General features: G+C 41.9%; 27 protein-coding genes, 1 pseudogene and 1 riboswitch. Of the genes and pseudogenes, 20 read left to right on the top strand and 8 right to left on the bottom strand.

What is annotated here, in order from left to right; translation table 11 throughout:
- Positions 1-43: 43 nt before the first annotated feature.
- From lysS to NE671_RS11700, 3 genes are all read left to right on the top strand, one after another.
- Positions 44-2,083, top strand: a complete 2,040-nt coding sequence (gene lysS / locus NE671_RS11690; protein ID WP_118609127.1) for a lysine--tRNA ligase — start codon at positions 44-46, stop codon at positions 2,081-2,083.
- A 224-nt stretch (positions 2,084-2,307) separates the two neighbouring features.
- Positions 2,308-2,760: a VOC family protein gene (locus NE671_RS11695; protein ID WP_059086449.1), complete on the top strand. Its 453-nt coding sequence runs from the start codon at positions 2,308-2,310 to the stop codon at positions 2,758-2,760.
- A gap of 215 nt (positions 2,761-2,975) precedes the next feature.
- Positions 2,976-3,998, top strand: a complete 1,023-nt coding sequence (locus tag NE671_RS11700; RefSeq protein WP_330383275.1) for a site-specific integrase — start codon at positions 2,976-2,978, stop codon at positions 3,996-3,998.
- Between the two features lie 124 nt (positions 3,999-4,122).
- Here the strand turns inward: NE671_RS11700 and NE671_RS11705 are convergent, their stop codons facing one another.
- The 4 genes from NE671_RS11705 to NE671_RS11720 form a co-directional block, all read right to left on the bottom strand.
- On the bottom strand, positions 4,123-4,761 hold the full coding sequence (locus NE671_RS11705) for a DUF1847 domain-containing protein (protein ID WP_256164001.1): 639 nt from the start codon (positions 4,759-4,761) through the stop codon (positions 4,123-4,125).
- A 542-nt stretch (positions 4,762-5,303) separates the two neighbouring features.
- Positions 5,304-6,149 carry a MerR family transcriptional regulator gene (locus NE671_RS11710; RefSeq protein ID WP_015530080.1) on the bottom strand — a complete coding sequence of 282 codons (846 nt, stop codon included), beginning with the start codon at positions 6,147-6,149 and terminating at the stop codon, positions 5,304-5,306.
- Positions 6,150-6,298: 149 nt separating this feature from the next.
- Positions 6,299-6,499, bottom strand: coding sequence for a helix-turn-helix transcriptional regulator (locus NE671_RS11715; protein WP_004611564.1), 201 nt, complete (start codon positions 6,497-6,499; stop codon positions 6,299-6,301).
- 98 nt (positions 6,500-6,597) lie between these two features.
- A complete protein-coding gene (locus NE671_RS11720; RefSeq protein WP_442863823.1) occupies positions 6,598-7,098 on the bottom strand; it encodes a S24 family peptidase in 501 nt (166 codons plus the stop codon).
- On the opposite strand from NE671_RS11720, the pseudogene NE671_RS16190 reads away from it, so the two are divergent.
- Together NE671_RS16190 and NE671_RS11725 are read left to right on the top strand one after the other, a co-directional pair.
- Positions 7,072-7,173, top strand: a pseudogene (locus tag NE671_RS16190) (methionine--tRNA ligase subunit beta); the annotation flags it as partial. The gene NE671_RS11720 and the pseudogene NE671_RS16190 sit on opposite strands and share 27 nt — an antisense overlap.
- Positions 7,174-7,455: 282 nt before the next feature.
- Positions 7,456-7,725, top strand: a complete 270-nt coding sequence (locus NE671_RS11725; protein ID WP_173758432.1) for a DUF6462 family protein — start codon at positions 7,456-7,458, stop codon at positions 7,723-7,725.
- Between the two features lie 88 nt (positions 7,726-7,813).
- Here the strand turns inward: NE671_RS11725 and NE671_RS11730 are convergent, their stop codons facing one another.
- Both NE671_RS11730 and NE671_RS11735 read right to left on the bottom strand, forming a co-directional pair.
- On the bottom strand, positions 7,814-8,395 hold the full coding sequence (locus tag NE671_RS11730; protein ID WP_021650919.1) for a TetR/AcrR family transcriptional regulator: 582 nt from the start codon (positions 8,393-8,395) through the stop codon (positions 7,814-7,816).
- Positions 8,382-9,020 (bottom strand): DUF3786 domain-containing protein, encoded by a 639-nt coding sequence (locus NE671_RS11735; RefSeq protein ID WP_119239792.1) that lies wholly within the window; start codon positions 9,018-9,020, stop codon positions 8,382-8,384. Before NE671_RS11735 ends, NE671_RS11730 begins: the two co-directional genes overlap by 14 nt.
- 238 nt (positions 9,021-9,258) lie before the next feature.
- Here NE671_RS11735 and NE671_RS11740 point away from each other — a divergent pair, with 238 nt between their 5' ends.
- From NE671_RS11740 to NE671_RS11790, 11 genes are all read left to right on the top strand, one after another.
- Positions 9,259-9,633, top strand: coding sequence for a GntR family transcriptional regulator (locus NE671_RS11740; RefSeq protein WP_015526677.1), 375 nt, complete (start codon positions 9,259-9,261; stop codon positions 9,631-9,633).
- A gap of 2 nt (positions 9,634-9,635) precedes the next feature.
- On the top strand, positions 9,636-10,484 hold the full coding sequence (locus NE671_RS11745; RefSeq protein ID WP_161210077.1) for an ABC transporter ATP-binding protein: 849 nt from the start codon (positions 9,636-9,638) through the stop codon (positions 10,482-10,484).
- Positions 10,481-11,155, top strand: coding sequence for an ABC-2 transporter permease (locus tag NE671_RS11750; RefSeq protein WP_173761334.1), 675 nt, complete (start codon positions 10,481-10,483; stop codon positions 11,153-11,155). Before NE671_RS11745 ends, NE671_RS11750 begins: the two co-directional genes overlap by 4 nt.
- A gap of 155 nt (positions 11,156-11,310) precedes the next feature.
- A complete protein-coding gene (locus NE671_RS11755; protein WP_195274674.1) occupies positions 11,311-12,669 on the top strand; it encodes an MATE family efflux transporter in 1,359 nt (452 codons plus the stop codon).
- A gap of 147 nt (positions 12,670-12,816) precedes the next feature.
- Positions 12,817-12,990: riboswitch (cobalamin riboswitch) on the top strand.
- A gap of 137 nt (positions 12,991-13,127) precedes the next feature.
- The gene (locus NE671_RS11760; RefSeq protein ID WP_015526672.1) at positions 13,128-14,057 is read left to right on the top strand and encodes an ABC transporter permease; all 930 of its coding nucleotides are present in this window, start codon (positions 13,128-13,130) and stop codon (positions 14,055-14,057) included.
- 15 nt (positions 14,058-14,072) lie between these two features.
- Positions 14,073-14,936: a nickel transporter permease gene (gene nikC / locus NE671_RS11765; protein WP_021650926.1), complete on the top strand. Its 864-nt coding sequence runs from the start codon at positions 14,073-14,075 to the stop codon at positions 14,934-14,936.
- A complete protein-coding gene (locus NE671_RS11770) occupies positions 14,917-15,708 on the top strand; it encodes an ABC transporter ATP-binding protein (protein WP_015526669.1) in 792 nt (263 codons plus the stop codon). The genes nikC and NE671_RS11770 overlap by 20 nt, the downstream gene beginning before the upstream one ends.
- A gap of 9 nt (positions 15,709-15,717) precedes the next feature.
- The gene (locus NE671_RS11775; protein ID WP_059086421.1) at positions 15,718-16,656 is read left to right on the top strand and encodes an oligopeptide/dipeptide ABC transporter ATP-binding protein; all 939 of its coding nucleotides are present in this window, start codon (positions 15,718-15,720) and stop codon (positions 16,654-16,656) included.
- A 29-nt stretch (positions 16,657-16,685) separates the two neighbouring features.
- Positions 16,686-18,254, top strand: coding sequence for a nickel ABC transporter substrate-binding protein (locus NE671_RS11780; protein ID WP_256164004.1), 1,569 nt, complete (start codon positions 16,686-16,688; stop codon positions 18,252-18,254).
- Positions 18,255-18,257: 3 nt separating this feature from the next.
- On the top strand, positions 18,258-19,010 hold the full coding sequence (locus NE671_RS11785) for a class I SAM-dependent methyltransferase (protein ID WP_022426108.1): 753 nt from the start codon (positions 18,258-18,260) through the stop codon (positions 19,008-19,010).
- A gap of 1 nt (position 19,011) precedes the next feature.
- Positions 19,012-19,758 carry a class I SAM-dependent methyltransferase gene (locus NE671_RS11790; protein ID WP_015526666.1) on the top strand — a complete coding sequence of 249 codons (747 nt, stop codon included), beginning with the start codon at positions 19,012-19,014 and terminating at the stop codon, positions 19,756-19,758.
- 11 nt (positions 19,759-19,769) lie between these two features.
- Here the strand turns inward: NE671_RS11790 and NE671_RS11795 are convergent, their stop codons facing one another.
- On the bottom strand, positions 19,770-20,543 hold the full coding sequence (locus NE671_RS11795; RefSeq protein WP_256164005.1) for an alpha/beta hydrolase: 774 nt from the start codon (positions 20,541-20,543) through the stop codon (positions 19,770-19,772).
- A 171-nt stretch (positions 20,544-20,714) separates the two neighbouring features.
- Here NE671_RS11795 and NE671_RS11800 point away from each other — a divergent pair, with 171 nt between their 5' ends.
- From NE671_RS11800 to NE671_RS11815, 4 genes are all read left to right on the top strand, one after another.
- The gene (locus NE671_RS11800) at positions 20,715-21,590 is read left to right on the top strand and encodes a NifB/NifX family molybdenum-iron cluster-binding protein (RefSeq protein ID WP_118516071.1); all 876 of its coding nucleotides are present in this window, start codon (positions 20,715-20,717) and stop codon (positions 21,588-21,590) included.
- Between the two features lie 87 nt (positions 21,591-21,677).
- On the top strand, positions 21,678-23,060 hold the full coding sequence (locus NE671_RS11805; protein WP_256164007.1) for a hypothetical protein: 1,383 nt from the start codon (positions 21,678-21,680) through the stop codon (positions 23,058-23,060).
- A gap of 23 nt (positions 23,061-23,083) precedes the next feature.
- Entirely contained in the window at positions 23,084-24,154 is a 1,071-nt protein-coding gene (locus NE671_RS11810) for a U32 family peptidase (RefSeq protein ID WP_256164008.1), read from the top strand.
- 241 nt (positions 24,155-24,395) lie between these two features.
- Entirely contained in the window at positions 24,396-24,878 is a 483-nt protein-coding gene (locus NE671_RS11815) for a GNAT family N-acetyltransferase (protein ID WP_015526660.1), read from the top strand.
- 118 nt (positions 24,879-24,996) lie between these two features.
- Here the strand turns inward: NE671_RS11815 and NE671_RS11820 are convergent, their stop codons facing one another.
- Positions 24,997-26,016 (bottom strand): LacI family DNA-binding transcriptional regulator, encoded by a 1,020-nt coding sequence (locus NE671_RS11820; RefSeq protein WP_256164009.1) that lies wholly within the window; start codon positions 26,014-26,016, stop codon positions 24,997-24,999.
- Positions 26,017-26,140 lie beyond the last annotated feature (124 nt).

The following is a 26,140-nucleotide window of genomic DNA, read 5'->3' on the forward strand; positions in this document are numbered from 1 at the left end:
CACAGATCCGCTTGAACGACAGATAGATTAAGGAGGCCAACAAGTGGCAGAGCAGAAGAAGCAGGATGTAAACCAGCTGCTTAAGGTACGTCGTGACAAACTGGCAGACCTTCAGGCAAATGGCAGGGACCCGTTTCAGATCACAAAATTTGATCAGACACATCATTCCCTTGAGGTAAAGAATCTCTATGAAGCACATGAGGCAGAGCTTCTCAAAGATCGCAAGGAGCTTGATGTAACAGGTCTTGATGAAGAGCAGGCAAAAGAGGCTCAGAAGAAGGATTATGAAGAAAGAAGAAGCATCATGGACGCAAGCCCGATCCATGTATCGATCGCAGGACGTATGATGTTCAAGCGTGTAATGGGAAAAGCTTCTTTCTGCAATATCCAGGATTTACAGGGTAACATTCAGGTTTATGTGGCAAGAGATGCCATTGGAACCGATTCCTATGCAGATTTCAAGAAATCTGATATCGGTGATATTTTTGGTCTGGAGGGATTTGCTTTCAGAACAAGAACAGGTGAGATCTCCATTCATGCAGAGAAGATGACTCTTCTTTCCAAGAGCTTACAGATCCTTCCTGAGAAATTCCACGGACTGACAGATACAGATACCCGTTATCGTCAGAGATATGTGGATCTTATCATGAACCAGGACAGCAAGAATGTATTTATCAAACGTTCCCAGATCCTTAAGGAGATCCGTAACTTCCTTGCAGGACGTGACTTCATGGAAGTTGAGACACCAATGCTGGTTTCCAACGCAGGCGGTGCAGCTGCAAGACCATTCGAGACACATTACAACGCACTGAACGAAGACGTTAAGCTTCGTATTTCCCTGGAGCTTTATCTTAAGAGACTGATCGTAGGCGGACTTGAGAGAGTTTACGAGATCGGCCGTGTATTCCGTAACGAGGGTGTTGATACCCGTCACAATCCGGAGTTCACTCTGATGGAGCTTTATCAGGCATATACTGATTATGAGGGAATGATGGAGCTGACAGAGTCCATGTTCCGTTACCTTGCAGAGAAGGTCTGCGGTTCCACAAAGATTTCCTACAATGGTATCGAGATCGATCTTGGAAAGCCTTTCGCACGTCTGACCATGAACGATGCCATCAAGAAATATGCAGGAATCGACTTTGACGAAGTAGCAGATGATGAGGCAGCCAAGAAGCTTGCTGACGAGCATCATATCGAGTATGAGGATCGCCATAAGAAGGGTGATATCATCAACCTCTTCTTCGAGGAGTACTGTGAGAAAGAGCTGATCCAGCCGACATTTATCATGGATCATCCGATCGAGATCTCTCCGCTGACCAAGAAGAAACCTTCCGATCCGAACAAGGTAGAGCGTTTCGAGCTCTTTATCAATACATGGGAAATGTGTAACGCATATTCCGAGCTCAACGACCCGATCGATCAGAGAGAGCGTTTCAAAGCACAGGATGCCCTTGCAGACGCAGGTGATGAGGAAGCCAACCACACAGATGAAGACTTCCTGAATGCACTGGAGATCGGTATGCCGCCAACAGGTGGTATCGGATACGGAATCGACCGTCTCGTTATGCTCCTGACAGACAGCCAGGCAATTCGTGACGTACTTCTGTTCCCGACAATGAAGTCCCTGGACGCTGATAAGAAAGCTTCCAAGACTTCCGAAGCAGCTCCGGCAGCTGCAGAAGTGAAAGCTGAGCCTGAAAAGATTGATTTTTCTAAGGTAAAGATTGAGCCTTTGTTTGAGGAAGCAGTTGATTTTGACACATTCAGCAAGTCAGATTTCCGTGCAGTAAAAGTTAAAGAGTGTGTTGCAGTACCGAAGTCAAAGAAACTGTTACAGTTCACTCTTGATGACGGAACAGGCACAGACAGAACCATTTTAAGTGGTATTCATAGCTTTTATGAGCCTGAAGAACTGGTTGGAAAGACGCTTATCGCTATCACAAATCTTCCACCGAGAGCTATGATGGGCATTGACTCTTGCGGTATGCTCCTCAGTGCTATCCACGAAGAAGAAGGCGAAGAAAAGCTCCATCTTCTGATGGTTGATGACCATATTCCAGCAGGTGCAAAGCTCTATTAAGATGATGTAAAGATGTACCGTTTTACCGAATAGACGGGACGTACTTCATTTGATAAAAAACTAAAAAAACAGCGATTTACATCAAACTTACATCATTTGATGCAGAAATCGGTGCAAGCAAGAAAAAATCGCATAATTAGTACAATGAGTGGGCAATTCCAATCGGGATTGCCCATTTTTTAAACAAACAAAAATACATATCGAAATTTACAGGAGAAATATATATGTTTGGAAGAATTTATCATGTAGGACTAACGGTTTCTGATTTGGAACGCTCAATTGCATTCTACAGAGATGTCCTTGGGCTTGAGTTTCAAGGAGAGATTTTTATGGAAGGCGAAGAAACAGATAAAATGTTTCGTAGAGTAAATTGCAAAGCAAGGGTCGCTTATTTGAATGGCTCCAAGGCTGTTGAAGCACCGCCAGTTGAGCTGATTCAGTTTGTAAACAACGAAGTAAAGAAAGTTCCCTCTGATTTGTTTACAACATCTATCTCGGAAGTATGTTTCTACACAGATGATATTGATTCTGCTTACAAACATCTCGTAGATAATAATGTGGAGTGCTTGTCTGAACCGCAGTATTTCGATTTTAGAGCAGATGGATTTGGGGAAAGTAGAGCTTTTTATTTTAGAGACCCGGATGGAATCATTCTTGAGCTGATGCAGCCGCTTTAATGAAAAATGGTAAGTACAGGAAAGCGGCAACTTTCAGTTTGTCAGGTTGCCCTTTGAGAGAGGAGAAATCCTTTTCTCAAAGGGCTTTTTCTATTTATACGGATATTCGCAAACTACAAGACAAAGCTAAAACTTCATATACTCTAAGCACAAGGAGGTTGAGGTTTGGCTATGAATAACAGTTTAGCAGAAGTACATCCGGAACTTGTTTCGGAGTGGTCGGAGAAAAACTTACCGCTTGGGCAAATATGAAAAGAGGGCTGAAGAATAATACCTTTGAAAATTACAAATATATGTACAATACTTTTGTGCGACCAGTGATTGGAAGTAAAAGAATATCAACGCTGAAGAAATCGGATATTAAGAAATACTACAATTATCTTGTTGATGAAAGAAATTTGAAGCCTTCAACGATTGATAATATACATACGGTTCTTCATCAGGTTTTACAGATTGCTGTCGATGATGACTTTATCAGAAATAACCCGTCAGATAATGTGTTGAGAGAATTGAAAAAAGCACATTGTTTTCAGTCGGAAAAGCGTAGAGCGTTGACGAAACCGGAGCAGGAGCTATTTCTGAATTTCCTGAAAACCCACCCTGTATATGAACACTGGTATCCGGTCTTTGCAGTAATGATAGGAACTGGACTTCGTGTGGGGGAAGTAACTGGATTGAGATGGTGTGATATTGATATGGAAAGTGGAATGATTGATGTTAATCATACTCTTGTATATTATGACCACAGAACCGAGGGAAGTAAAAGTGGCTGTTATTTCAATGTAAATACAGCGAAGACTCCGGCGAGTATGAGGCAGGTTCCAATGCTCGGTTTTGTGAAAGAAGCATTTGAACATGAGAAACAGAAGCAGGAATATTTAGGACTTCATTGCGAGTTCACGATTGACGGATATACAGATTTTATTTTCATCAATCGTTTTGGTCAGGCACAGCACCAAGCCACACTCAACAAAGCAATCCGAAGAATTATCCGTGATTGCAATGATGAGCAGTTTTTGCACAGTGATGAACCTGATGTGTTACTTCCTCATTTTAGCTGCCACTCGCTTAGACATACATTTACAACAAGAATGTGTGAAGCTGGAGTAAATATAAAGGTCATTCAAGACGCACTCGGACATTCAGATATTTCAACTACACTGAACATCTATGCTGATGTTACAAAAGAAATGAAAGCGGAAGAGTTCAAAGGATTGGATAGCTACTTCAAAGTATAATATTGGACTTCACATACAGAAAGAGAACATACAGAGTGTTGTGTGTTCTTTTTTTCGTTGGATAAAAAGAGAAATGCTTGAATGGGATATCTTTATGTATCTTTAAACGCCCAAATTAGAAATATTACTCTTCTTCACTCTTCTTCAACTTCGAATAATAACTATCCGCAGTATAAAGCGCCGCCACCGGATTATGCCCCAATACACGGTCTTTCGTCACTGCTGTCGTAGTCAGTGCCTCGGAATATTTGTAAAACAGACTGTCATGCCCCACACAAAGTCCGACCACAACATTCAGGTCCGTCTTCGCCTTGTTCAGAAGCTTTGCCTGCAGGATCGGATTACACATATTCACACCGACACCTTCGCAGCATTCCGGGATGCCGACCGATGTCTTCTTCTGTGTTCCGGCTTTACAGCCGACACCATACACCTCAAAGCCATGTCTGCGCAGGATATCTGCCAGGATACGGCTTTCTTTCAACAATCCGACACAGGTTGCGATCCCGATCTTTTTCGCATTAATCTTCTTTGCAAAATCCATGATTTCTTCGACACGGGTATGTTTGCAGTAATTCTCATACTCTACTTCAGCTGCAGCGATTGTTACTTTGCGGTTCTCGTCTTCATTGTAGCATTCCATAGCTTCATTTAGAACTTCTTCATCCATGTGTGTTGTCAGACAGAAATCCGGATAGGTTTTATCCATTTTGTTGCAGTTTTTTACTGCGCAGTCGATACAGGACATGGCTTCTTTTTTCATTTTTTCACGCTCCTTTTGTATACCTTGGTATCTACAGAGGCCTGCCACTGGCAGATTCTCTAGATTAAGCTTTACTTTGTAAAATATCCTCTATTTACTTCATAATAACAAATACTTATACTACAGACAATGGTTTTCCGTTTTTATTTTCTTATTTTTTGTAGTTCTTTTCTATGAGAAACGTTCCCCGATTCAGGGTTGATTTGTCATGAATTGTCGATTCTGATTTTTGAAAAATTATTGAAAATTATCTTTTTAAACTTGAAGATATATAACAGTCTCTCTGATAGACCATCATCTTTGGATTTATACTATCATGTATAGGTTATTTCGTCAATCAAAACATTTATCCACTTCCCTCATTTCAATCCTAGCTCTTTCAATACCTCAGCCGAATACTAGCTACATGGAAGCCAATAAACCATGCAACAGCGGTTCTTTTATTTGCCAGTATATGCAATTTCTATCTCATAGCCGCCGTTCTCATAGTAGGCGTGGGAAAAATAGTATCTTATTGTTATTTCTGAAATATAAAATTTGAATCATAAAACTTCTTTCCCTCTCAAATCCATTTTTACCAAACCAACTACTAACAATCCAATAAAAATTGCCGTGTCCACAAATAACAGTACAACAACACTTTTTACCACTCCGAAAGTAAAAAGTATGGAGAAGATTTCCACTGACAACACAATAAAACACATATAATTTGTCAAATACTCTGTTATAATTTCTCCATAATAATTGTTCATCTGCAATTTCGCATAGATAAAAGGTTTTAATAAATAACGGATTATGATACATATAACAGGACAAATAAAAATCCAGTTTTTATTAACTAGGGATGTTGCCACTCCTTTACTCCATTGTACTGGAATTTCTGTCGGCAACTTAGAATAAGACAAAGCCCCAATAATCAAGCATAGTGCGGTAATCATAGTCCAGGTAAGCATACTTCCCCATATATACAAAAAGCTGACGGAATCCAGTTTGAAAACAGTTCGATTATCTTTCCAATAGTCATGCAAATCTGTTACATATTGTTCTACCTGTAATTTTTCATAACTAATACTTTCTTCATCCAGCATTTTTTCGCACATGAGTTTCGCCTTATTCAAATCAGTAATCTGATTTTTTAATACTTCCTTTTGCTTCTCAAGCATTTCCTGCAATGTTACTTTTTCGGATATAATACTTCGTATATCTTCAATAGAAATTCCCAATGTACGTAGATATGCAATCTTCTTTATATTTTCCACATCATTTTCAGAATAATCTCTATAACCATTACTTTCATTTCTCGAAGGCTCAATAAGTTTTTCCTTTTCATAAAAACGGATATTAGAACGGGATAAACCTGTTCGCTCTTCTACGTCTTTTATAGTCATATTATGCCCTCCTTTCGAGCAACTCTATTTTACTTAATAATAAGCTATAAACAAGGTTTACAGTCAAGCATTTATCAAAAAACTATAGTTGTTGATAAGGACATGAAAAGCTGTCCAAAATAGAAGGTGAACCGGATTGCTGCTCCGACTCAATCTTCCACGTGGAATACATCTTCCACCAGCATATTAAAGTATTTTGATATCCGCAGCATAAATTCGGCAGATGGGGTGCTGTCCCCACGTTCTATCCTGCCAACAGTTTTGGTGCTGTATCCGATAGCAGCGGCAAGGTCATCCTGGTAAATGCCACGCTGTTCCCGGATTTCTCTGATATTATTGGTAACCGCCATAAAAATCCCTTCTTTCAGTTCTATAGATATTTTCTTATTGTCAATTATGCAAAATAATGTGTCCAATAAAAAGGACTTGCAATTTTATCGGCAATGCTTTATCGGCAATGTCCTGTAATAGCAGAAGCATCAGATTTTCCAAGAACTTTTCCAAATATGTCTAAGCGGTCATTTTCACTAACTTTGATAGGTGCATACTTTTCATTAAGAGAGATAAGGAAAATTCCGTCTTTATCGTTTTGTAATTTCTTAATATAGTCTTCTCCGTTAAGAGCGAAGATGCCGATTTCTCCATTAGCAACAGATTCCTGTTGTAATACCCATGCAATCTGACCATCATGGAATTCAGGTTCCATACTGTCACCACTAATACGGACACCGAAAGTAGTATCTTCCGGCAGGATAGATTCATCTATGTGTACAGTCTCTTTCGGTCCGTCTACAAGGAAGTTACCGGTTCCGGCTGATACGGCATTTTCAAAAATATCAATGCTACGGAATGGAATTATCTTAGCAGTCTGCTTTTCATACATTCCGGATGCGTGGAGCAGATTGATATAATCCATAGCTTTTGCGGCATGCTCCTCAGTGCTATTCATGAAGAAGAAGGCGAAGAAAAGCTTCATCTTCTGATGGTTGATAACCATATTCCGGCATGTGCTAAGCTGTACTAAAATTAAATATAAAATCTCTAAAACCATGATGTCAGACCACAGTTGACAACAATTTGACAACAAAATTTGGGATAATAATGAATCGTTATGAAGCATGACGAATTTCAGGTGAAAGGACACAGGTTTGAGAATGAAATCAAAATTGATTCACTGGATCAATGATTGATATGCATGACAACAAGAGCACTTCTTAGAGTTAATCTGAGAGGCGCTTTTTTTTCGCACTAAAAAATATATCCCGGCAGTCAACTTCTGTAAAACAGTGAATTACGCGAAAATATCATGGATAAAAATTATAAACCAATCACAAGTATGAAGGAAGTATCGGAGCAGCTTAGAAAATTGCGCCGACAGTATCTGCGTTATCAACAGGCAGAGATTATTTACAGTATTTCTCATAAGAAATTATTTGAACTTGCCAGTGATGCAGGTGCGATTTACAGAATAGATGGAACCGTATTGATCAACTGGGATATTTTTGATGCCTATCTGGAACAATTCCATGAACTGGCGACAGGAAAGGATAAGGTGGTGTATGGGATATGCACGTAAAGATGTAGAGAAAACAAAGAAAATGGCAAAGAAATTTGTACGCTATCAGGAAGGGGCAGAGCTTTACAGCATTGGACTGAAGTTCCTCTCAGATTCCATGAAATGCCCGGTATTCCCGGTACATTTCAATCATATTTTTTTTTGCATTTTTCAAATAAGAAGTATCGGCGCTGATTCGTCCAAGAAGAAAATATCCCTGATAGATAGAAAGCATGCGCTGAGAAAGAATTTTTGCATGATCTGGAGACAATCCGGAGCATAACAATACTTCCTGAAAAATCTGCTCAAATTTTTTCAGTCCTTCCATAAATACAGATGCAACTGCAGGCTTGCTAAGTGCTGTTTCCATGCCCATCACCGCATACGGGCAGCCTGCAAATGTTTGTCCATTTGTCCTTTCAGATAAAAAATCAAAGATTTCTTCAATAAAACTTTCCCAGTCATTTCCCTGAGAACTATTTTGAAATTGTTCCAGTAAGATTTTTTGATAGTATTCCGTTACCGCTGTTGCCAGGTCATCCTTGCTTTTGAAATAAAAATAAAAAGATCCTTTTGGAAGGTCTGTTTGTTTGAGGATTTCGCTGATTCCAGTAGCAGAATACCCATTTTTCCAAAATAATTCAGCAGCACACTCGATCAGGCGTTGTCTGGATTCTTCACCCTTTTTCAATTCGCATTTCCTCCTTCAGTCTGGAAAACAGATGTGTAAGTGCAAACATAAGCGTTTCATAATGCATGTAATCTAAAGTATTCCTATCTGCAAGAATTTGAAGACTTGCCGGGAACTCGTCATCAGCTTCCCAGAAACGGATGATAATCGGCAAAAAAGGAAAAAGATTTAATTTAAAAGCAACATCTCCTTTTTCCAGTTCCTTTCCGGAAAGTGATATACAGGCATTACGCAATTCAACGGTTTTTCCGTTAAAAAAGTCAGCGGTATTCTGAAAAAATCCTCTGTTCGGTGAGAGATTTCCTGTTCGGACAGAGGAAAGGCTGTTTATATTTACAAATTCATGTGACAGATGGCATCTATCCTTTGAATAACATAAAACATCATAAATAGTCATTGCTTCATTATGATTGGCTTCATGAACTGTTTCAAAATCATTATCTGACCACTGAACACTTCCCGTTTTTCGGTTAATACGATAGGTACGGTTAATAAAAGTAATATATAACCAGTCAGAATTGTAATCTAATGAATATTTATGTATCATTGTAGCCTGATCATATTGCAGGAAAACATGTGCCATTGAAATTTTTGTTTTATCATAATTATTGATAGCTTTCGTCATATATTTCTCCAAGAATATTTTTGTTGTAGTTATTTACAAAATAGACTAATCGGTCTATAAAATCAATACATTTTGCGTAACAAATAAAAATTAATGATCATGAAAAGTAAATGACTAAGACTTCCCATACCTTCTAATGGCAGATGACAGAATCCCGGCAGTCAACTACTGCAAAACAGTATATAACAGTTGACAACAGTATTGCACTGTTATATACTGTTTGCAACAGGAGGGACATATGAAGATTATAATCAATAATACATCGATGGTACCAATTTATGAGCAGATCATGGAGCAGATCAAGGCGCAGATCATCTCCGGAGAGTTAAAAGAAAATGATATATTGCCGTCCGTGAGAACAATGGCAAAGGAACTGAAGATCAGTGCACTTACTGTGAAGAAAGCATATGACAATCTGGAAGCAGAGGGCATGACAGTCACAGTTCATGGGAAAGGAACGTATGTAGCGGCTTCGAATACACAGCTGATGGAAGAAGAGCGAAGGAAAGAGGTTGAGGCGGATCTGGAAGCAGCAATTCAGAAGGGAAGGCGCTGCGGAATGAAGGAGGAAGAGATCCGTTCGTTGTTTGAACTCATCATGGAGGATGAATGATTATGTTGGAGATCAAAGGAGTAAAGAAAAGCTACGGTGAATTTCAGTTAGACTGTTCGTTAAATGTAGAAAAAGGAAGAATCACCGGTCTGGTTGGAGAGAACGGAGCCGGTAAGAGTACTTTGTTCAAGGCAGTGCTCGGACTCATTTCTTATGATGCCGGTGAGATAAAGATCCTGGGAAAAATACCGGAAGAGTTAAGTGAAAAAGAGAAAGAAGAGCTGGGAGTTGTCCTGGCAGAAGCCGGATTCAGTGGATACTTGAAAGGGAAAGATGTTGAGGCAGTTCTTGCTAAATTGTATCCAAAGTTTGAAGCAGAAAAATTTCATCAGATGTGTGAAGAATATCAGATTCCGTTGGATAAATTTATAAAAGAGTACTCAACAGGAATGAAAGCAAAGCTGAATCTGATCATTGCATTGACACATCAGGCAGAATTCCTGATGCTGGATGAGCCGACAGCAGGGCTTGATGTCGGAGCGAGAGAAAGGATGCTGGATATTTTAAGAGAGTATATGGAAGAAGAACCGGAGAGAAGTATCCTGATCAGTTCACATATTTCTTCGGACTTAGAACATCTGTGTGATGACATTTATGTGATACATAAAGGAAAGATCATACTTCATGAAGCGATGGATACGATTCTTGAAAGATATGCAGTGTTGAAGGTCAGTGAGGAACAATATCAGGCAGTAGATAAAAGGTATCTTTTGAAAGAGAAAAAAGAGTTTTTTGGAGTTGCCTGTCTGACGAACGAGAAGCAGTATTATATAGAAAATTATCCGGAAATCGTAGTAGAGAGCGGATCACTCGATCAGGTGATCCTGATGTTGACAGGGGGCGAAAGATGATGAAAGGAATCAGAGGGCTTTTGGAAAAGGATTTTCGATTGTTTTTTCGGCAAGGTGGTAATCTTTTTTTGGTGTTAGTGTTTGTAGCATTGTTTTTTATACTTACAGGAAAAAAGGCAGCTGCTTTCATTGCAATGTATATCCCATCTGTTCTGGCGATATATTCAGGTAATACGATCAGTTATGATGAAAATGGCCATGGTTACACATATTTATTTTCTTTACCCGTAAATAAAAAAATATATGTCAGAGAAAAATATATTTTTTCCTTTATCATGACAGTATGTGGATGGTGCATTGGAATGATCTGTGCAGGAATTATGGTACTCATAAATCCTGAAGAGGTGTTTGATCTGGAAATGCTGGCAATGGAGTTGATCACATTTTTTGTGTTTCAGGCAATTGCGGGAATTATGATCGCGATCAGGATAAGGTTCGAAGGAGAGAAAGGGCGAATTGTACTGCCAATCGCAATTTTAATTATTTTTGCGATTTGTTATACAATTAGATCTTTTGTGAAGACTAACTTGGGATTAAAAGAAAGTATTCTGCATATGATAGGGGGAATAGGGGATCTTGAAATCGGGATTGCCCTCATTGTGCTAAGTCTGCTTATATGGTTTGCTTCGTATAAGTATAGTATGAGCGCCATGAAGAAGAAAGAGTTTTAAGATAGGCGTGGCAAAAATGATCCATTAAAAATAATGATTATAAAGATGTAATAGCTACCAAAAATATGAGAAAAACTTTGTGAAAAAATAGGCTTGTGTTTCGTAAGAGTCCCTTGTAAAATAGCGGTCAAGGATGAAAAGAAAAGGAGATTCTTATGGGAACTAATGAAAAAGATATGACTGCCGGATCTCCCGGAAAACTGATCATAACTTTTGCCATACCAATGATGCTTGGAAATATTTTTCAGCAGTTTTATACAATGGCAGACACCATGATCGTCGGACAAGTGGTAGGAGTTGAAGCACTGGCGGCAGTAGGGGCCGGAGATTGGCTGGTATGGCTGGTGTTGGGGATCATGACAGGTATCACACAGGGTTTTTCTATTCTTGTATCTCAGTATTATGGAGCAAGGGAAAAGGAAAATCTGAAATGTGCAGTAGCGAAAAGCTATATCATGACAGCATTACTGTCTGTGGTCGTACTCGCAGTAAGTGAAGGTACAGTTTATCATGTTCTTTTATTTTTACAGACACCGGATAATGTCATTGATCTGACAATGCTATATTTGCGGCTGATTTTTGCGGGAATCCCGATCATAGCTGCTTATAATATATTTGCAGCGATCCTTCGGGCACTTGGAAACAGCAGATCTCCGTTGATCGCAATGACAGTGGCAGCAGTGATCAATGTGGGACTGGATCTGTTATTTGTGGCGGTTTTTGGCTGGGGTATAGCCGGAGCAGCAGTGGCAACCGTTATCGCACAGGGATTTTCAGCCTTGTACTGTTTGATCGTATTACGTAAAATCCCGGATATCCGCCTGGAAAAGAAGGACTTTTACAGGCAACCCTCTATGAGCCTGCGGCTTTTGGAACTGGCGGTTCCTCTTGCGATACAGAATGTGATCATCTCCGTGGGAGGACTTGTGGTACAGTATGTGATCAATGGATTTGGTTTTCTGTTTGTGGCGGGATTTACGGCATCGAACAAGCTGTATGGGGTTTTGGAGATGGCTGCCGTTTCATATGGATATGCTATTACAACCTATGTGGGCCAGAATCTTGGTGCAAAAAAATACCAGAGGATTCGAAAAGGCGTGCGCAGCGGCACTTATATGGCAGTGCTCACTTCGGCTTTCATTTCCGGCATGATGGTACTGTTTGGACGTAATGTACTGTCCCTGTTTGTATCCGGTGAACCGGATCAGACCCGACAGGTATTGGATATAGCATATAAGTATTTGTTTATCATGGCTGTCTTTTTGTGGGTGCTGTATTTGCTGTATGTGTATCGTTCCGCTATCCAGGGCCTGGGTAATACTTTGATTCCGCTTGCCAGCGGCATTGCAGAATTTATCATGCGTGTCAGTGTTGCGCTGCTGCTGCCAAAACTGATCGGTGAAGATGGAATATACTATGCAGAGATCTGTGCATGGAGCAGTGCAGCTGTTTTATTATTCGTAAGTTATATGATCATTATACGGAAATATAAAGAAGTCACCGTTCATACATAATGTTATTTACTTAAGGGATCTATAATAATACAGGCAGAAAATATCCGGGTTTCACTATGAAATGTTCAGATATTTTATATTTGACAAAAAACTATTTATATAAAAAGAAAAGTATGATATTATAATATTTATTCATTGCAACTATGAAAATTGAATAGTCAGAAGGGTGTACAAAGTACTTAATAAGGAATCTGGTGAAATGCCAGAACAGCCACCGCTACTGTGACAGGGACGAAAACCAAAATATCACTGGAGAGATCCGGGAAGATGGTAAGTAGGAAGAACTGGAGTCAGGAGACTTGCCTTTTTGACAGAAGAATTCTGATTCGGATGGGATACAGAAGGAATAAGCTCTGCCTGAGGTGGAGGTTTGTTTTTTGTGCTGATATGATGCTGGATCATATCAGCTTTTTTTATTTTAAAAACAATAAACAGATAAAAAATGAGGAGAGATGAAGATGGGAAAAGTAATTGCAAAGCGTTTTATATTTATGATTCCGGTAGTGCTGGCGGTTACATTTATTATTTTTATGCTGAGTTTTATATCGGCAGGTGATGCTGCCAGAGTGCTGGCGGAGAAAAAATATGAGCATCCGTCACCGGAGCAGGTAGAAGAAGTACGGCATGAGGAAGGACTGGATCAGCCGGTGCTGGTACAATACGGGAAATGGCTGGATCAGGCACTTCATGGCGATTTTGGAAAATCATATTCTACCAGAAAACCGGCTTTTGAGGAATTAAAAAGATATTTTCCACAGACATTTAAACTGGCAGTTACTTCGTTTTTATTGTTGATGATCGTATCAGTCCCTCTTGGAATTTTGTCGGCAATTTATGAAAACAGAGTTCTGGATAAAGTCATTCGCATTTTGTCGTCCCTCAGTGTATCTATGCCATCTTTCTGGATCGGTCTGATGCTGCTCTATATATTTGGAGTAAAGCTAAAAGTGATTTCCGTGATCGGAGGAGATGCCGGAGGCATCCCGATTCTTGCGGCATTTGCCATGGATATCAGTTTCTTTGGAATTATGACGAGATTGATCCGTACCAATATGATACAGGTGCTGAAGCAGGATTACATACGTGCCAGCAGAGCTAAGGGATTGTCATCTGTAAATGTAATTTTGCGTCATGGTCTGAAAAATATCCTGATTCCTGTGCTGACACGTCTGGTATCAATTGTGATCGGTTTTTTCTGTGGCTCAGCTGTGATAGAAAGTATTTTTTCAATTCAGGGAATCGGAAATCTGGCATTGAAATCCGTGATCTCAAAAGACACTCCGGTGCTGCAATGTTTTATCTTTATTCTGGCTGTTGGCATTGTAGTATTAAATTTTCTTGTGGATATCGCCTATTCTGCGATTGACCGGCGAATCCAGTTAAAGTAAAGGAGAGATCATAGAATGGGAAGCAGAAGAAAGCAGAAAACAGAAAAAAGCATGATCCAGAATCTGTACTGGAAACAAGTATTCCGGTCACCGAAAACAAAAATAGGATTGATGGTGGTCATAATTTTTGCATTGGCAGCTATTTTTGCACCTGTATTAGCGCCGCATGATCCACTGCTTGTGGATGTTTCGATAAAATTAAAGAATCCGTCGGCGGCATATCCTTTAGGTACTGATCAGCTGGGACGATGTATTTTATCAAGACTTCTCTGGGGCAGCCGGTATTCACTGAGCTATAGCTTTACGGTGCTTCTGATTACTGTATGTGTCGGGGTGCCTATCGGACTGTTTGCCGGATATGTAGGTGGAAAAATCGATTCCATAATTATGAGGATCATTGATGTATTTATGGCTATGCCGGTCTTTATTGTGGCACTTGCCATTGCAGGAACCGTAGGAGCCAGCGGCGCTCATCTGATTCTGTCCTTATCGGTCGTATCCTGGGCAGAATATGCAAGGCTTGCCCGAGCATTGACACTTCAGGAAAAAAATAAAAATTATATGACCGCACTAAAAGCCGGCGGCTGCGGCCACGCAAGGATCATATTTAGGCATGTATTGAGAAATATCCTGCCATCTGTGATCGCACTGGCAACAATGGAAATCGGTTCGATCATTCTGTCAATTGCCGGTTTTTCCTTTATCGGCCTTGGTGTGCAGGCACCGACACCGGAATGGGGGATCATGCTCAGTGACAGTAGAAGTTATATCCAGACTTATCCAAGACTGATGTTTTATCCGGGCATACTGATCATGATCATTGTTCTGGCATTTAATTATCTGGGGGAGGGAATACAGAATGGAACAGCCCAAAAATGATGTCCTAAGGGTAAAAAGACTACATGTGGAGTTTCAGACATCTCACGGAATGGTTCATGCAGTAAAAGATGTCAGCCTGGAAGTAAAACGCGGAAGGATCCATGCTCTGGTGGGAGAAAGTGGAAGCGGCAAGTCAGTTACCTCTCTGACGATCATGAATCTGCTTGCAGGAAATGGAAAGGTGATATCCGGAGATGTGACACTGAACGAAAAGAGTCTTCTGAAGTTATCAGGAAAAGAAAAACGACAGTTATACGGAGACAGGATCGGAATGATCTTTCAGGATCCGACTGCTGCTCTTGATCCACTTTTTACAGTTGAACAACTGCTTCTGGAAGGACTGAGAAAACATCGCAGAATGAGCAAAAAACAGGCAAGGGAAGCAGCGTTGGAAAGTCTGCGGATGATGAATCTGCGTGATCCGGAAGAACTGATGAAGAAAAAACCTTACGAATTGTCTGGTGGTATGTGCCAACGTGTTATGATCGCCATTGCCATGTCCATGAAACCGGATTATCTGATCGCAGATGAGCCGACGACAGCCTTGGATGTAACCGTACAGAAGCAGATCCTGGAAGAAATCTATCAGCTATCCAGGAAAGAAAATCTGGGCGTGTTATTTATTACGCATGATCTGGGTGTGGTGGCAGAGATCGCGGATGATGTTTCGATCATGAAAGACGGCGAAATAGTGGAAAACGGAACGGTTGAAGAGATCTTTTATCATCCGCAGCATTCATATACAAAAAAACTGTTGGATGCAGTTTTATAGGGGAAAAGTATGAGTACGTTACTAAAGACAGAACATTTAAAAAAATATTATGGCAAGAAAAAAATTGTGAAGGCAGTGGATGATGTAAGTCTGGAAATCCATGCAGGATCATCCATGGCCCTGATCGGTGAAAGTGGAAGTGGTAAAACTACATTCGGAAAGCTGATCGCCGGCCTGGAGAAACCTACAGATGGAAAATTCTGGTTTCAGGGACAGGAAATGCAGGATTTGTCTGAAAAGCAGTTTCGTCCATATCGCAAGAATCTTCAGATGGTCTTTCAAAGCAGCAGCGGGGTATTTGATCCCGGTTATACCATTGGAGAAAATATTCTGGAAATTTTGAAATTACATGAAAAACTGCAAGAGGGTGAGTATGAAGAGCGAGTAAAGGAGGCTTTGATCCAGACGGGGCTTGATCCGGATATCCGCAACCGTTATGTTGGACAGATTTCAGGAGGTCAGTGTCAGAGAGCTAATATTGCGAGGGCGTTGGTATTAAGACCGGAGCTTGTGATCTGTGATGAACCGGTATCCAGTCTGGATTATTCCATACGAAAGCAGATCCTGCATCTGTTAAATGAGCTGCAGGAAAAATATGAGATGACTTATTTACTGATCACTCACGATCTGTCCAACGTTCCATATCTCTGCAAAGAGGTGGCTATTATGTATCAGGGACGCGTGGTCGAGTTTATCGATCATACGGACAGCTTAAAAGAGACAGCAGTACATCCTTATACAAAAGATCTGTTTGATTCCATTCCGGTAAAAGAACCGAAAATGCGAAGAATCGGATCACAGGAAAAGAAAATATTTTCAGATACCATTCCGGAACAGGGCTGCCCATATCAGAACCGGTGCAGAAGATGTACAAATATATGCAGAGAGCATATACCGGAATTGACAGAAATTGAAACAGGACATTTTGCGGCATGTCATATGCTGTAAAATATAAAACAAACAAAGGAGAGGAAGAAATGAAGAAAAGACGTGTAGCAAAATTGATAGCATTGAGCATGGTGGCGGCAACTTTACTGACAGGTGTCAATGTACAGGCAAAAGAGGAAAAAGTAGTTACGGCAATGACATCCATTGATCTGACTCCTGAACTTTGTGACCCGGTAAAAAGTGGTCCGGATTTTCGTCTTTATGAAATGATCTATGATCCTCTGGTACGTTACGGAGAAAATGGAGAAATCAAACCGGCATTGGCAGAATCCTGGGATATCAGCGAAGATGGCACAACCTATACGTTCCATTTAAGAAAAGATGTGAAATTCTCGGACGGCACAGAGTTTAATGCAGACAATGTGATGTGGAATTATAACAGATGGGTGGAACAGGATGTGATCGGTAACTTTTCAGCCAAACTGGAAAATGTTACAAAGGTAGATGATTATACTGTAGAATTTAAGTTCGCAGAACCATGCTATACACTGCTGATCGAATTCAGCTATCCAAGACCATTCCGTTTCACCTGTGAAAGTGCACTGGATGAAGACGGAGAATTTTGTCAGGAAGTGGGTACCGGAATGTGGATGATCGACAGTTATGAAAGCGGTCAGGAGGTTGTCCTGGTACCAAATCCTAATTATTACGGTGAGAAACCAAATATTGATAAAGTAGTTCTGAAACAGGTGGTAGACGGTGATGCCAGAGTGATGGCGCTTCAGAGTGGAGAGGCAGATCTGAATCTTCAGGATATTCCATCCGAAAGCTTCAGTATTATCCAGGCAGATAAAAATTTATCGACAGAACAGCAGGTTTCCACACTTTCTTACTATCTGATTGAAAATTATGATACACCGGCGCTTCAGGATATAAACGTACGTCAGGCACTGAATTATGCAACAAATAAAGAAAGCATTGTAAATGATCTGCTGGATGGTTACGGCAATCCGGCAACCGGACTTATGTCTCCGACAGTTCCTTATGTAACAGAAGAAAACAGCAAGGGCTATCCATATGATCCGGATAAAGCAAAGGAACTGTTAAAGGAAGCAGGATATGAGGATACAGATGGAGATGGTATTGTAGAAAAAGACGGAGAACCACTGAGCCTCAGACTGGTATTCCAGACTGAAGAATATGCTTCATGGAAATCTCTTTGTGAATTCCTGAAATCTGAATATGAGAAGGTCGGTGTAGGTATTGAACTGGTAGAAAAAGAATCCGCAGCTTACTATGATGAGATCTGGAACACCAGAGATTACGATCTGTGCATTTACCGCAGCTATGAAGATTCCTGGATGCCTCATGGATTCCTGAAATCAATGTTCTATGCGGAAGATGGAGCAAAGGCAGTAAACTGGTACGATGAGGAGCTGAACAAAGATCTCGGAGAAGTATTAAAGACACAGGATGAAGAAAAGCGGACGGAATTATACGATAAGATCCTCACACGTATCAATGATCAGGCAGTAACAGTGCCGCTGTATTATCCGAACCGTGATTATATCTATAACAATACCAGACTGACCAATGTAGAGCTTGCACCGACTGCCTATGAAGGCATTAACTGGGCAACATTGGATGTAGTGGAGTAAAAAATGTTTGAAAAGATCGAGAATAAATGGACAGAAGATTCCGGTGATTATGATGATATGATCCAAAAACAATTGAGTAACAAAAGAACGGTATCTTACTGGACAAAAGAATTGAAAAGACTTCTTGGACCTGAGCCCCTTCGTATTTTAGAAGTGGGCTGCGGCCCGGGTTTTATGAGCATCATAGCAGCGCGTCTGGGACATGATGTAAAAGCGATCGATGGTTCATCAGGAATGGTAGAAAAAGCCAGAAGGAATATGCGGCAGTATCATCAGCAGGTGGAAATCTGTGAGGAAGATGGTGTAACTTTGCCATTGGAACAGGAACAAAGCTATGATGTGATACTTTCCAGAGATGCGGTGTGGACATTATATGATCCGGAAAAAGCTTTCAGACGCTGGAAGGCTGTATTAAAACCAGGTGGAAGGATCATTTATTTTGATGGGGACTATCGGACCGTCGAACCCACATTAAAAAATAAGATCCATATGAAAATTGCTGATTTTCTTATTTATGTTACAGAAAGAAAAACATATGGATCTGACGTGAAGGAAAACAGCGGAATTTATGAAAAGCTGCCATTTACATCGCAGAAGCGTCCGGAAGCGGACTTTCAGATATTAAAAAAGGTACGCTTTGCCAGGATCCAGATCAGAGAGAACCGCTGGCTAAACAGACCATGGACGATGGATTTCTGGAAATACGGATATCAGGGAAAAAAATTTATTGTAGTAGCCACAAAGAAGGAGAAGTGACATGCAAAACGATAAGATCAAAGAGTACTGGGAAGGAGAAGCTGGCATTTACAGCGAAGGGATCAAGGCAGAATTGAAAAGTGAAACAGCAGAAAACTGGAAGAATCTGATTCTGGAGTATGCGCCGGAAAAAGAACATCTGGAAGTACTGGACGTAGGCTGCGGGCCGGGATTTTTTGAAATTATGCTGGGAAAAGAAGGACATCATGTGACCGGGATCGATATTACTGAAAATATGATCCATGAAGCAAAGGAAAATGTAAAGGCAGCAGGTTTATCCGCAGATCTGATGACTATGGACTGCCACAATCTGAATTTCCCGGATGAGACATTTGATATGGTTATCTGCAGAAATATCACATGGACGCTGGACGATCCACAGAAGGCTTACAAGGAGTGGCTGCGTGTACTGAAAAAAGGCGGACGTCTTTTGGTATCGGACGCCTGCTGGTATCTGCATCTTTATGATGAAGAAAAGAAAAAGATTTACGAGGCACATGATGCTGCTATGTGGGAAAAATATGGAAGAGGTATCCATGCTCATGAAGATGCGGAAACAGGGAAAGAGCTCAGCAGTAAGCTGTTTATGAGTGATAAAAAGCGTCCGGTATGGGATCTGGATTACATGATGGAGATCGGCTTTTCCAAAGTGTTTGCCCTGAAGGACATCAGTGATATTTCCAGAACTTCCATGGAACGTGAGCTGAACAAGCTGACACCTCAGTTTTTAGTGGGTGGAGAAAAATAAGAGGACCGGCGTTAAATAAAACGCTGGACCCGCTCCATTGTGGTTTTTAGAATAAAGATATCCGTCAGTACATCCCCGGTTTCCAGAGAATGGTTGGCGTTTTGGGTGAGAAAGAGAGGGACATCTTTCTGCGCTGCCAGTTCCCGTATGGAATCGGTTTCGGCCCAGGGATCTGCGGTGCCGTGGAAGGCGATGCTTCCGGCAAGTGGGAAGGAAAAGGTCTCTGCAAGAGGCGTGAACAGGATGCTTTTTACAGTCAGATCGTGTCGGGAAGCATAGGCTGAGGAGATGACTGTACCAATGCTTTTGGAAATAAACAGAACGCTGCCATAGGAATTCCAGTCGATGCTGCCTAAGGAGCGTTCTGTTTGTTCCAGGGCAAGGTCAAAGGCCTGTTTCATTTTTTCAGGATCTCCTTTGACATTTTCCGGGAGGGTGCCATAGGATACAGTGCGGATTTTGTAGCCGTGTTTGCTGGCAAGGCGGCTGGTATAGTACAGAAGCGGCTTGTCAGCAGTGTATCCGATGCCCGGAAAAACAACAGCTAATTTCGGGGCATTTTTATCTGCTCCGGCTGTATGAGCGGAAACTTTTGCATAGAGCATCTGCAGCTGAAGCTTTTCCTGAAGCTCCTTTAAGGTAATGGAGATCGTACAGGAATCGGATGGAAGATAATCATAATCGGTAACAATGTCGTCCTCTTCCATGGAATAAACAATGTGTGAGGAACCCATGAGTTCCATGTCTTCTTCAATATCTGAAAGTAATTCTTCGTATGATTTCATTTTAGTTCAAACCTTCTTATTCAAAAAATCTTTTATTTTTACAGATGCTTCTATTATACTGGATTCATTGAATGACAGCAAGAGCCGGCAGAGAGAAGTTAAACCTTGCTTTTATCCTGCCTGCACGATATACTAATATAATACATATCTGACTAATGGAGGGTTTTACAAATGAAAATTGCAGCAACATACGATAATGGAAACATTTTTCAGCACTTTGGAAAAACGGAGTTTTTCAAGGTATATGAGGTGGAAGATAACAAGGTTGTTTCCAGTGAAGTGATCAGCTCCAATGGCACCGGACATGGTGCACTTGCCGGACTTCTTGCAGATCAGGGGATCAGCGTTCTGATCTGTGGCGGAATCGGCGGAGGCGCTCAGGCAGCACTTGCTGAGGCTGGTGTTGAGTTATGTTCCGGAGCACAGGGTGACGTAGATGCGGCTGTGGATGCTTATCTGAAGGGCGAGCTGGTATCCACAGGTGTGAATTGTGATCATCACCATCATGAAGATGGACATTCCTGCGGAAGCCATGAGGATGGACACTCCTGCGGCGGTCATGAAGACGGACATTCCTGCGGAGGCTGTGGCGGCGGATGCGGTTCCCAGCCATCTATCACAGGTCCTAATGTCGGAAAAACCTGCCGTACACATTACAGAGGAACCTTTAATGACGGAACACAGTTTGATTCTTCCTATGACCGTGGCGAGCCACTGGAATTCATCTGCGGAGCAGGACAGATGATTAAAGGCTTTGATGCGGCAGTTGCAAACATGGAGGTTGGCCAGGTGGTAGATGTTCATCTGATGCCTGAGGAAGCTTACGGTATGCCGAATCCGGATGCGATTTTTACACTTGAGATCGAACAGCTTCCGGGTGCTGAGGATCTTACTGTAGGACAGCAGGTATACCTCTCCAATCAGTATGGTCAGCCGTTCCCGGTTAAAGTTAACGCAAAAGATGAAAAAACCATTACTTTCGATGCTAATCATGAGATGGCAGGTAAAGAGCTGAATTTCAGAATTGAATTAGTAGAAGTGAAATAAGAAGGAACAGTGGGAGGTGCTGTATGGGAGCATATGGCATCTCCTTTTTTTGCCTGAAGGGAGGAAGCTTTCCTGATGAGGATCTCTATGATACCATTTGGATTACTATCCGGTTTTATGGACGGCAAAGAAATCCGGATCACAGAGCTGGGTGAAGATGGATTTCGATTTCGGCTGGCAGAGGAATGCCCGGAACCGGAGCAGTTTCTGATCTGTTTTTATGATATGAAAAAAGCCGGGTACAGGAGAGTGGAGATCCGGAGGTTTGGGATGAGTGCAGCAGAGGAGCAATGCCTGCAGGATCAACAGCCAGTTGAAAAGAAAACCGGAAAATATTTTTACAGGGAATATTCTGTGAGAGTGGAACAGAAGGATTATGTACAGGAGGTTCGGCGTCTGGCCGGAGAGTACAACCGATATATCCGTCTGAAGCTGGAAGGAGACGATGGAGAGCTGGCGAAATCACTGACCGGTTATCCTGCGGAGCTGGATGAGATGCACTGCAGGAGTCTGGAGGAACAGAAGAAGCGGTGGTTTTTCAGAGAAAATGAAAAGGCTTCCGGAAATCCACAGGATACAATGGGTGCAGAAGAATTAAGGCTTTTGGATAATGCAGAGTTTGCCCTGGAATTAAACTGCACTTCCCTGTATGAAGAATATCTGTGCCAGCCGCTGCAGGCTTTTCTGGCGTCTTACTGGCAGAAGAATTATCTCACTCACAGTTATTTTGCAGGCCGGATACCGGACAGATTTTATATTGGAAATCAGTTCTGCCATAACCTGTTTCCGATAGAAGAGCAGCTTTTTTCTATCATGGATAAAGTGTATTCGGAGGGATCGGAGATCACACTGGTATTTTCTTATATCCGGGAATTTATGCTTTTGTCTGTGGGAAAGCTTCTGGAAAAGGTGGATAACTGGTGCTGTATTCATGGGGTGAATGTGGAAATCGTAGTCAATGACTGGGCCATGGTGGAAATGCTCTGTGGAAAAACATCCCGCCTGCATCCTGTTCTGGGCACATTGCTTAATAAACGAAAAAAGGATCCGCGAATGAAATATAAATCCGGTGATACCTTATTATTTCAGCAAAACAGCCTGAATGCGGGGTTTTATCGGGATTTTCTGGCTGAAGAATTTCATATCCACAGATACGAGTGGGAGTCCTGTGGATATCCACAGGAGCTTCCCCCGGGAAAAAACAGTCTGCATCTGCCTTTTTATCAGACAAACACTTCGCAGTATTGTCCATTGTATGCTTTGTGCACCACTGGGGATCGTGGTACACAGCAGCTTGCGGAGCACTGTCCGAAATTTTGTGAAAAATACACACTTCTTTATCCGGAACATTTACACATGGCAGGGAGGTATAATTCCCTGTTCGGTGTGGATAAAACATTTCCGGAGATACCTGAAATGTGGAAAAATATAAAAGGCACAAAGCCGGATCGCATTGTTGTTAATATATGACAGGTGATGAGCAGGCTGTGAAGGTGGAGCACGAATATCTGTTTGACAAGAATACATTGCAGAAAAAGGAACAGGACATGGATAACAGTATGAAAATAACAGCCGGGTTAGGCTCCATAGATGAATATGAACGTTTTGTGCAGGCAGGAGCAGATGAATTTTTCTGTGGCTATGTACCATTTTCCTGGGCGGAAAAATATGGCACAGTAATGCCGTTAAATCGCAGGGAGGTTCTCTGTTGTAATGTTCAGCTTGGAGCATACAGTGAGCTGGAAATTCTTTCCCGGATGGTAAAAAAATATAAAAAGCCGGTGCATCTCACCTTCAATTCCCTGTATTATCTTCCGGAACAGTATCCGGAGATCGGAGATATCATAGAAAAGTGCATGGGAATTGGATTTCGAAGCTATATCATTGCAGATCCGGCGCTTCTTGTTTATCTGAAAAACAGGGGGATTTCCTGTGAGATCCATCTCAGCGGAGAGACAGGGGAAGTGAACAGCGAAATGCTGAAGATGTTCCGGCGCTTTCCTCTGAAGAGATTGATCTTTCATCGGAAAAACATGTTCCGGGATATGCAGTCTGTTATTGCATCTCAGAGAGAAGTGGAAAAACAGGCCGGGATCCGACCGGAGGCGGGAATGGAGTTCGAGGCCTTTGTGCTGAATGAAATGTGCCAGTTTACGGGAGCATTCTGTAATTCTCTTCACTGTGATGAGATGGGATATCTTTGCAGGGTGTCCTATTGGCTTGGAACTGTACGGAATGGTGATGCTGTTCCGGAAAAAATAATGGCTCTTCAGGAGCAGGCGTGGGATCAGGAACCGGATCTGAAAGCATATGATGAATCCGGATATCTTTGTGGTGAGACAGGCTGTGGACTGTGTGCACTGTATCAGCTGAAGCAGGCAGGGATCACGCATCTGAAGCTGGTTGGCCGGGGAAACTATGTGGATCACATGGAAAAAGATATCCGGAATTTGCGAAAAGCGTTGGAAATCCTGGACGCTGCAGAAAATGAGAGGGAATTTAAATGTACGTTAAAACGGATAGTGTTTCCGGCGGGGTGTAGCGAAAGATGTTATTATCAGTAACAAAAAGAGAAGCTTTTTTGAGTTAGAATAAATGATAAATGGGATGAAAACCAGAATCAGAAAAGGACATGGTGCAGATTGCAGATTTGACGGTCCTGGGAAAAAGCTATTTCCGGATTATTTGGGATCAATGGCGTGTGGAGTTCCTTTCTGAGTTCAGAGATCATTACATTTGCTGTGATCCTGATACTGGCGAGATCCGGGCGGAAAAAGAATGTATTTTCAGGAGAAAGGATATAAAATGAATTTCGAGCGTGTAAAAAGAGAAGAAGCAGATACAGTTCTGAAGCTGTACCGTTCATTGCTGGGGACGCCCTATTGTGTGTGGACAGAGGAGTATCCTTCAGAAAAAGAAGTGGAATTTGATCTTTCCAGAGATGCGCTGTTCTGTATGCGGGACGATACGGGAAATATCGCAGGTGTGATCTCCATTGATGATGATCCAAATGTGGAATGTCTCACATGCTGGTCAGAAACCATGGTGCCGTCAGTGGAGGTCTCCCGGGTGGGAGTATGTCAGGAATTCCAGAATCAGGGGATTGCCGGGAAACTTCTTAAGGGTGTGATGGAAGAGCTGAAGAAGCGGGGCTATAAAGCTGTACATCTTCTTGTTGCGAAGGACAATGTAAAAGCACTCCGTTCTTATGATAAGCTGAATTTTGAGAACGTGGGAGAGTGTGAACTCTGGGGACATATGTACTGGTGTTATGAGAAAGCATTATAAAAAATGAAAAACAGGTATCTTTTTGCCGGGTGGTAGATCGACCACCAATGTCAGATCGATAAGTGGTGGTCAATACACAGTCAGCGGAGAAGATACCTGTTTTTTGTTTGAAAGCAGATCAGATCCTCCGGCAGCTGTCCCTTTCGATCAGCTGGTGAGGTACAATGATCTTTGTGGCCGGAAGGCTCGGATTTTCGATATGACTGATCATCTGCGTGGCTGCTTCCATTCCAAGCTGCCCGGAGTTAATATCAATGGAGGTCAGCTGAGGCGAAGTCAGTCTGGCAAAAAGTGAGTTGTTAAAGGAAAGAATGGACAGATCCTCCGGTATGGAGATATCTGCTTCCATACAGATCCTTTCCAGAGAAAGCGCCAGAATATCATCACTGACAAGCACAGCTGTAGGACGATCCTCGCTTAAAAGCAGCTTTCGAAGCTCCTGAAACTCATCCTGGGAAGCTGCCGAAACCTCTATACAGTATTCAGGCTGTACGGTTAATCCGTGACTGATCAGCGCAGTCATGTAGCCGGTTTTGCGGTCTGCGGAAAAGACCAGGGAATTATCTACACCCAGATAAGCGATCTTCCGGTGGCCCAGAGCATAAAGATACTCCGTTGCCTCCTGTCCGGCCAGAAGGTTGTCATTATCGATATAGATCGTATGATTGGTGTATTGTGCCGGTTTTCCGATCAGGATATAGAGAAGTCCTTCACTGAAAAGAAAATCAATAACAGGATCATTCACACGGGAATAAAGAACAATAAATCCGTCAACCTTACCGCTTCTGGACATGGAACGTACTGCGTTAAGGATCTCTTCTTCATTCTGACCGGTAACAATGGTGCTGATATACTGATGTGCGTTACAGTAGTGGCTGATCCCCCGGATCGTCTCAAGGTAAAAGGAATTCTCGTATGTCTCCTTTGGGGACGGAGGCAGGATGATACCGATGGAGCGGGAAATCTGTGCTGCCAGGTTACTGGCCTGAAAATTCGGCTCATAGCCAAGCTCCGCCATGGCTCTGCGTACACGTTCCTTGGTTTCTTCACTGATAGATGGATTATTTTTGCAGGTTCTGGAAACGGTGGACGGGGACACCCCGGCCAGAGCTGCCACATCTTTGATGGTTACTGCCATAAATTTGCCTCCTCACGGATATGCCGGATCAAAGCGGAAGTATGCCTCTGATCCGGCTTTTTTATCTCAGTCTGATAGAGATATTGTAGTTCATAACAAGGATACTGTCAAACATATTGCACGG

Origin of the sequence: Blautia sp. DFI.9.10 (assembly GCF_024461705.1) — a bacterium.
Taxonomy (GTDB): domain Bacteria; phylum Bacillota; class Clostridia; order Lachnospirales; family Lachnospiraceae; genus Blautia_A; species Blautia_A fusiformis.

Excerpts from the sequence above, each read along its gene's own strand:
- NE671_RS11745 (WP_161210077.1), top strand. The coding sequence starts at position 9,636 with ATGTTGGAGATCAAAGGAGTAAAGAAAAGCTACGGTGAATTTCAGTTA.
- NE671_RS11740 (WP_015526677.1), top strand. The coding sequence starts at position 9,259 with ATGAAGATTATAATCAATAATACATCGATGGTACCAATTTATGAGCAG.
- NE671_RS11725 (WP_173758432.1), top strand. The coding sequence starts at position 7,456 with ATGGATAAAAATTATAAACCAATCACAAGTATGAAGGAAGTATCGGAG.
- NE671_RS11770 (WP_015526669.1), top strand. The coding sequence starts at position 14,917 with ATGGAACAGCCCAAAAATGATGTCCTAAGGGTAAAAAGACTACATGTG.
- NE671_RS11750 (WP_173761334.1), top strand. The coding sequence starts at position 10,481 with ATGATGAAAGGAATCAGAGGGCTTTTGGAAAAGGATTTTCGATTGTTT.
- nikC (WP_021650926.1), top strand. The coding sequence starts at position 14,073 with ATGGGAAGCAGAAGAAAGCAGAAAACAGAAAAAAGCATGATCCAGAAT.
- NE671_RS11760 (WP_015526672.1), top strand. The coding sequence starts at position 13,128 with ATGGGAAAAGTAATTGCAAAGCGTTTTATATTTATGATTCCGGTAGTG.
- NE671_RS11800 (WP_118516071.1), top strand. The coding sequence starts at position 20,715 with ATGAAAATTGCAGCAACATACGATAATGGAAACATTTTTCAGCACTTT.
- NE671_RS11715 (WP_004611564.1), bottom strand. The coding sequence starts at position 6,499 with ATGGCGGTTACCAATAATATCAGAGAAATCCGGGAACAGCGTGGCATT.
- NE671_RS11695 (WP_059086449.1), top strand. The coding sequence starts at position 2,308 with ATGTTTGGAAGAATTTATCATGTAGGACTAACGGTTTCTGATTTGGAA.
- NE671_RS11785 (WP_022426108.1), top strand. The coding sequence starts at position 18,258 with ATGTTTGAAAAGATCGAGAATAAATGGACAGAAGATTCCGGTGATTAT.
- NE671_RS11710 (WP_015530080.1), bottom strand. The coding sequence starts at position 6,149 with ATGACTATAAAAGACGTAGAAGAGCGAACAGGTTTATCCCGTTCTAAT.
- NE671_RS11705 (WP_256164001.1), bottom strand. The coding sequence starts at position 4,761 with ATGAAAAAAGAAGCCATGTCCTGTATCGACTGCGCAGTAAAAAACTGC.
- NE671_RS11790 (WP_015526666.1), top strand. The coding sequence starts at position 19,012 with ATGCAAAACGATAAGATCAAAGAGTACTGGGAAGGAGAAGCTGGCATT.
- NE671_RS11795 (WP_256164005.1), bottom strand. The coding sequence starts at position 20,543 with ATGAAATCATACGAAGAATTACTTTCAGATATTGAAGAAGACATGGAA.
- NE671_RS11735 (WP_119239792.1), bottom strand. The coding sequence starts at position 9,020 with ATGACGAAAGCTATCAATAATTATGATAAAACAAAAATTTCAATGGCA.
- NE671_RS11755 (WP_195274674.1), top strand. The coding sequence starts at position 11,311 with ATGGGAACTAATGAAAAAGATATGACTGCCGGATCTCCCGGAAAACTG.
- NE671_RS11815 (WP_015526660.1), top strand. The coding sequence starts at position 24,396 with ATGAATTTCGAGCGTGTAAAAAGAGAAGAAGCAGATACAGTTCTGAAG.
- NE671_RS11720 (WP_442863823.1), bottom strand. The coding sequence starts at position 7,098 with ATGAATAGCACTGAGGAGCATGCCGCAAAAGCTATGGATTATATCAAT.
- NE671_RS11775 (WP_059086421.1), top strand. The coding sequence starts at position 15,718 with ATGAGTACGTTACTAAAGACAGAACATTTAAAAAAATATTATGGCAAG.
- NE671_RS11805 (WP_256164007.1), top strand. The coding sequence starts at position 21,678 with ATGATACCATTTGGATTACTATCCGGTTTTATGGACGGCAAAGAAATC.
- NE671_RS11780 (WP_256164004.1), top strand. The coding sequence starts at position 16,686 with ATGAAGAAAAGACGTGTAGCAAAATTGATAGCATTGAGCATGGTGGCG.
- NE671_RS11820 (WP_256164009.1), bottom strand. The coding sequence starts at position 26,016 with ATGGCAGTAACCATCAAAGATGTGGCAGCTCTGGCCGGGGTGTCCCCG.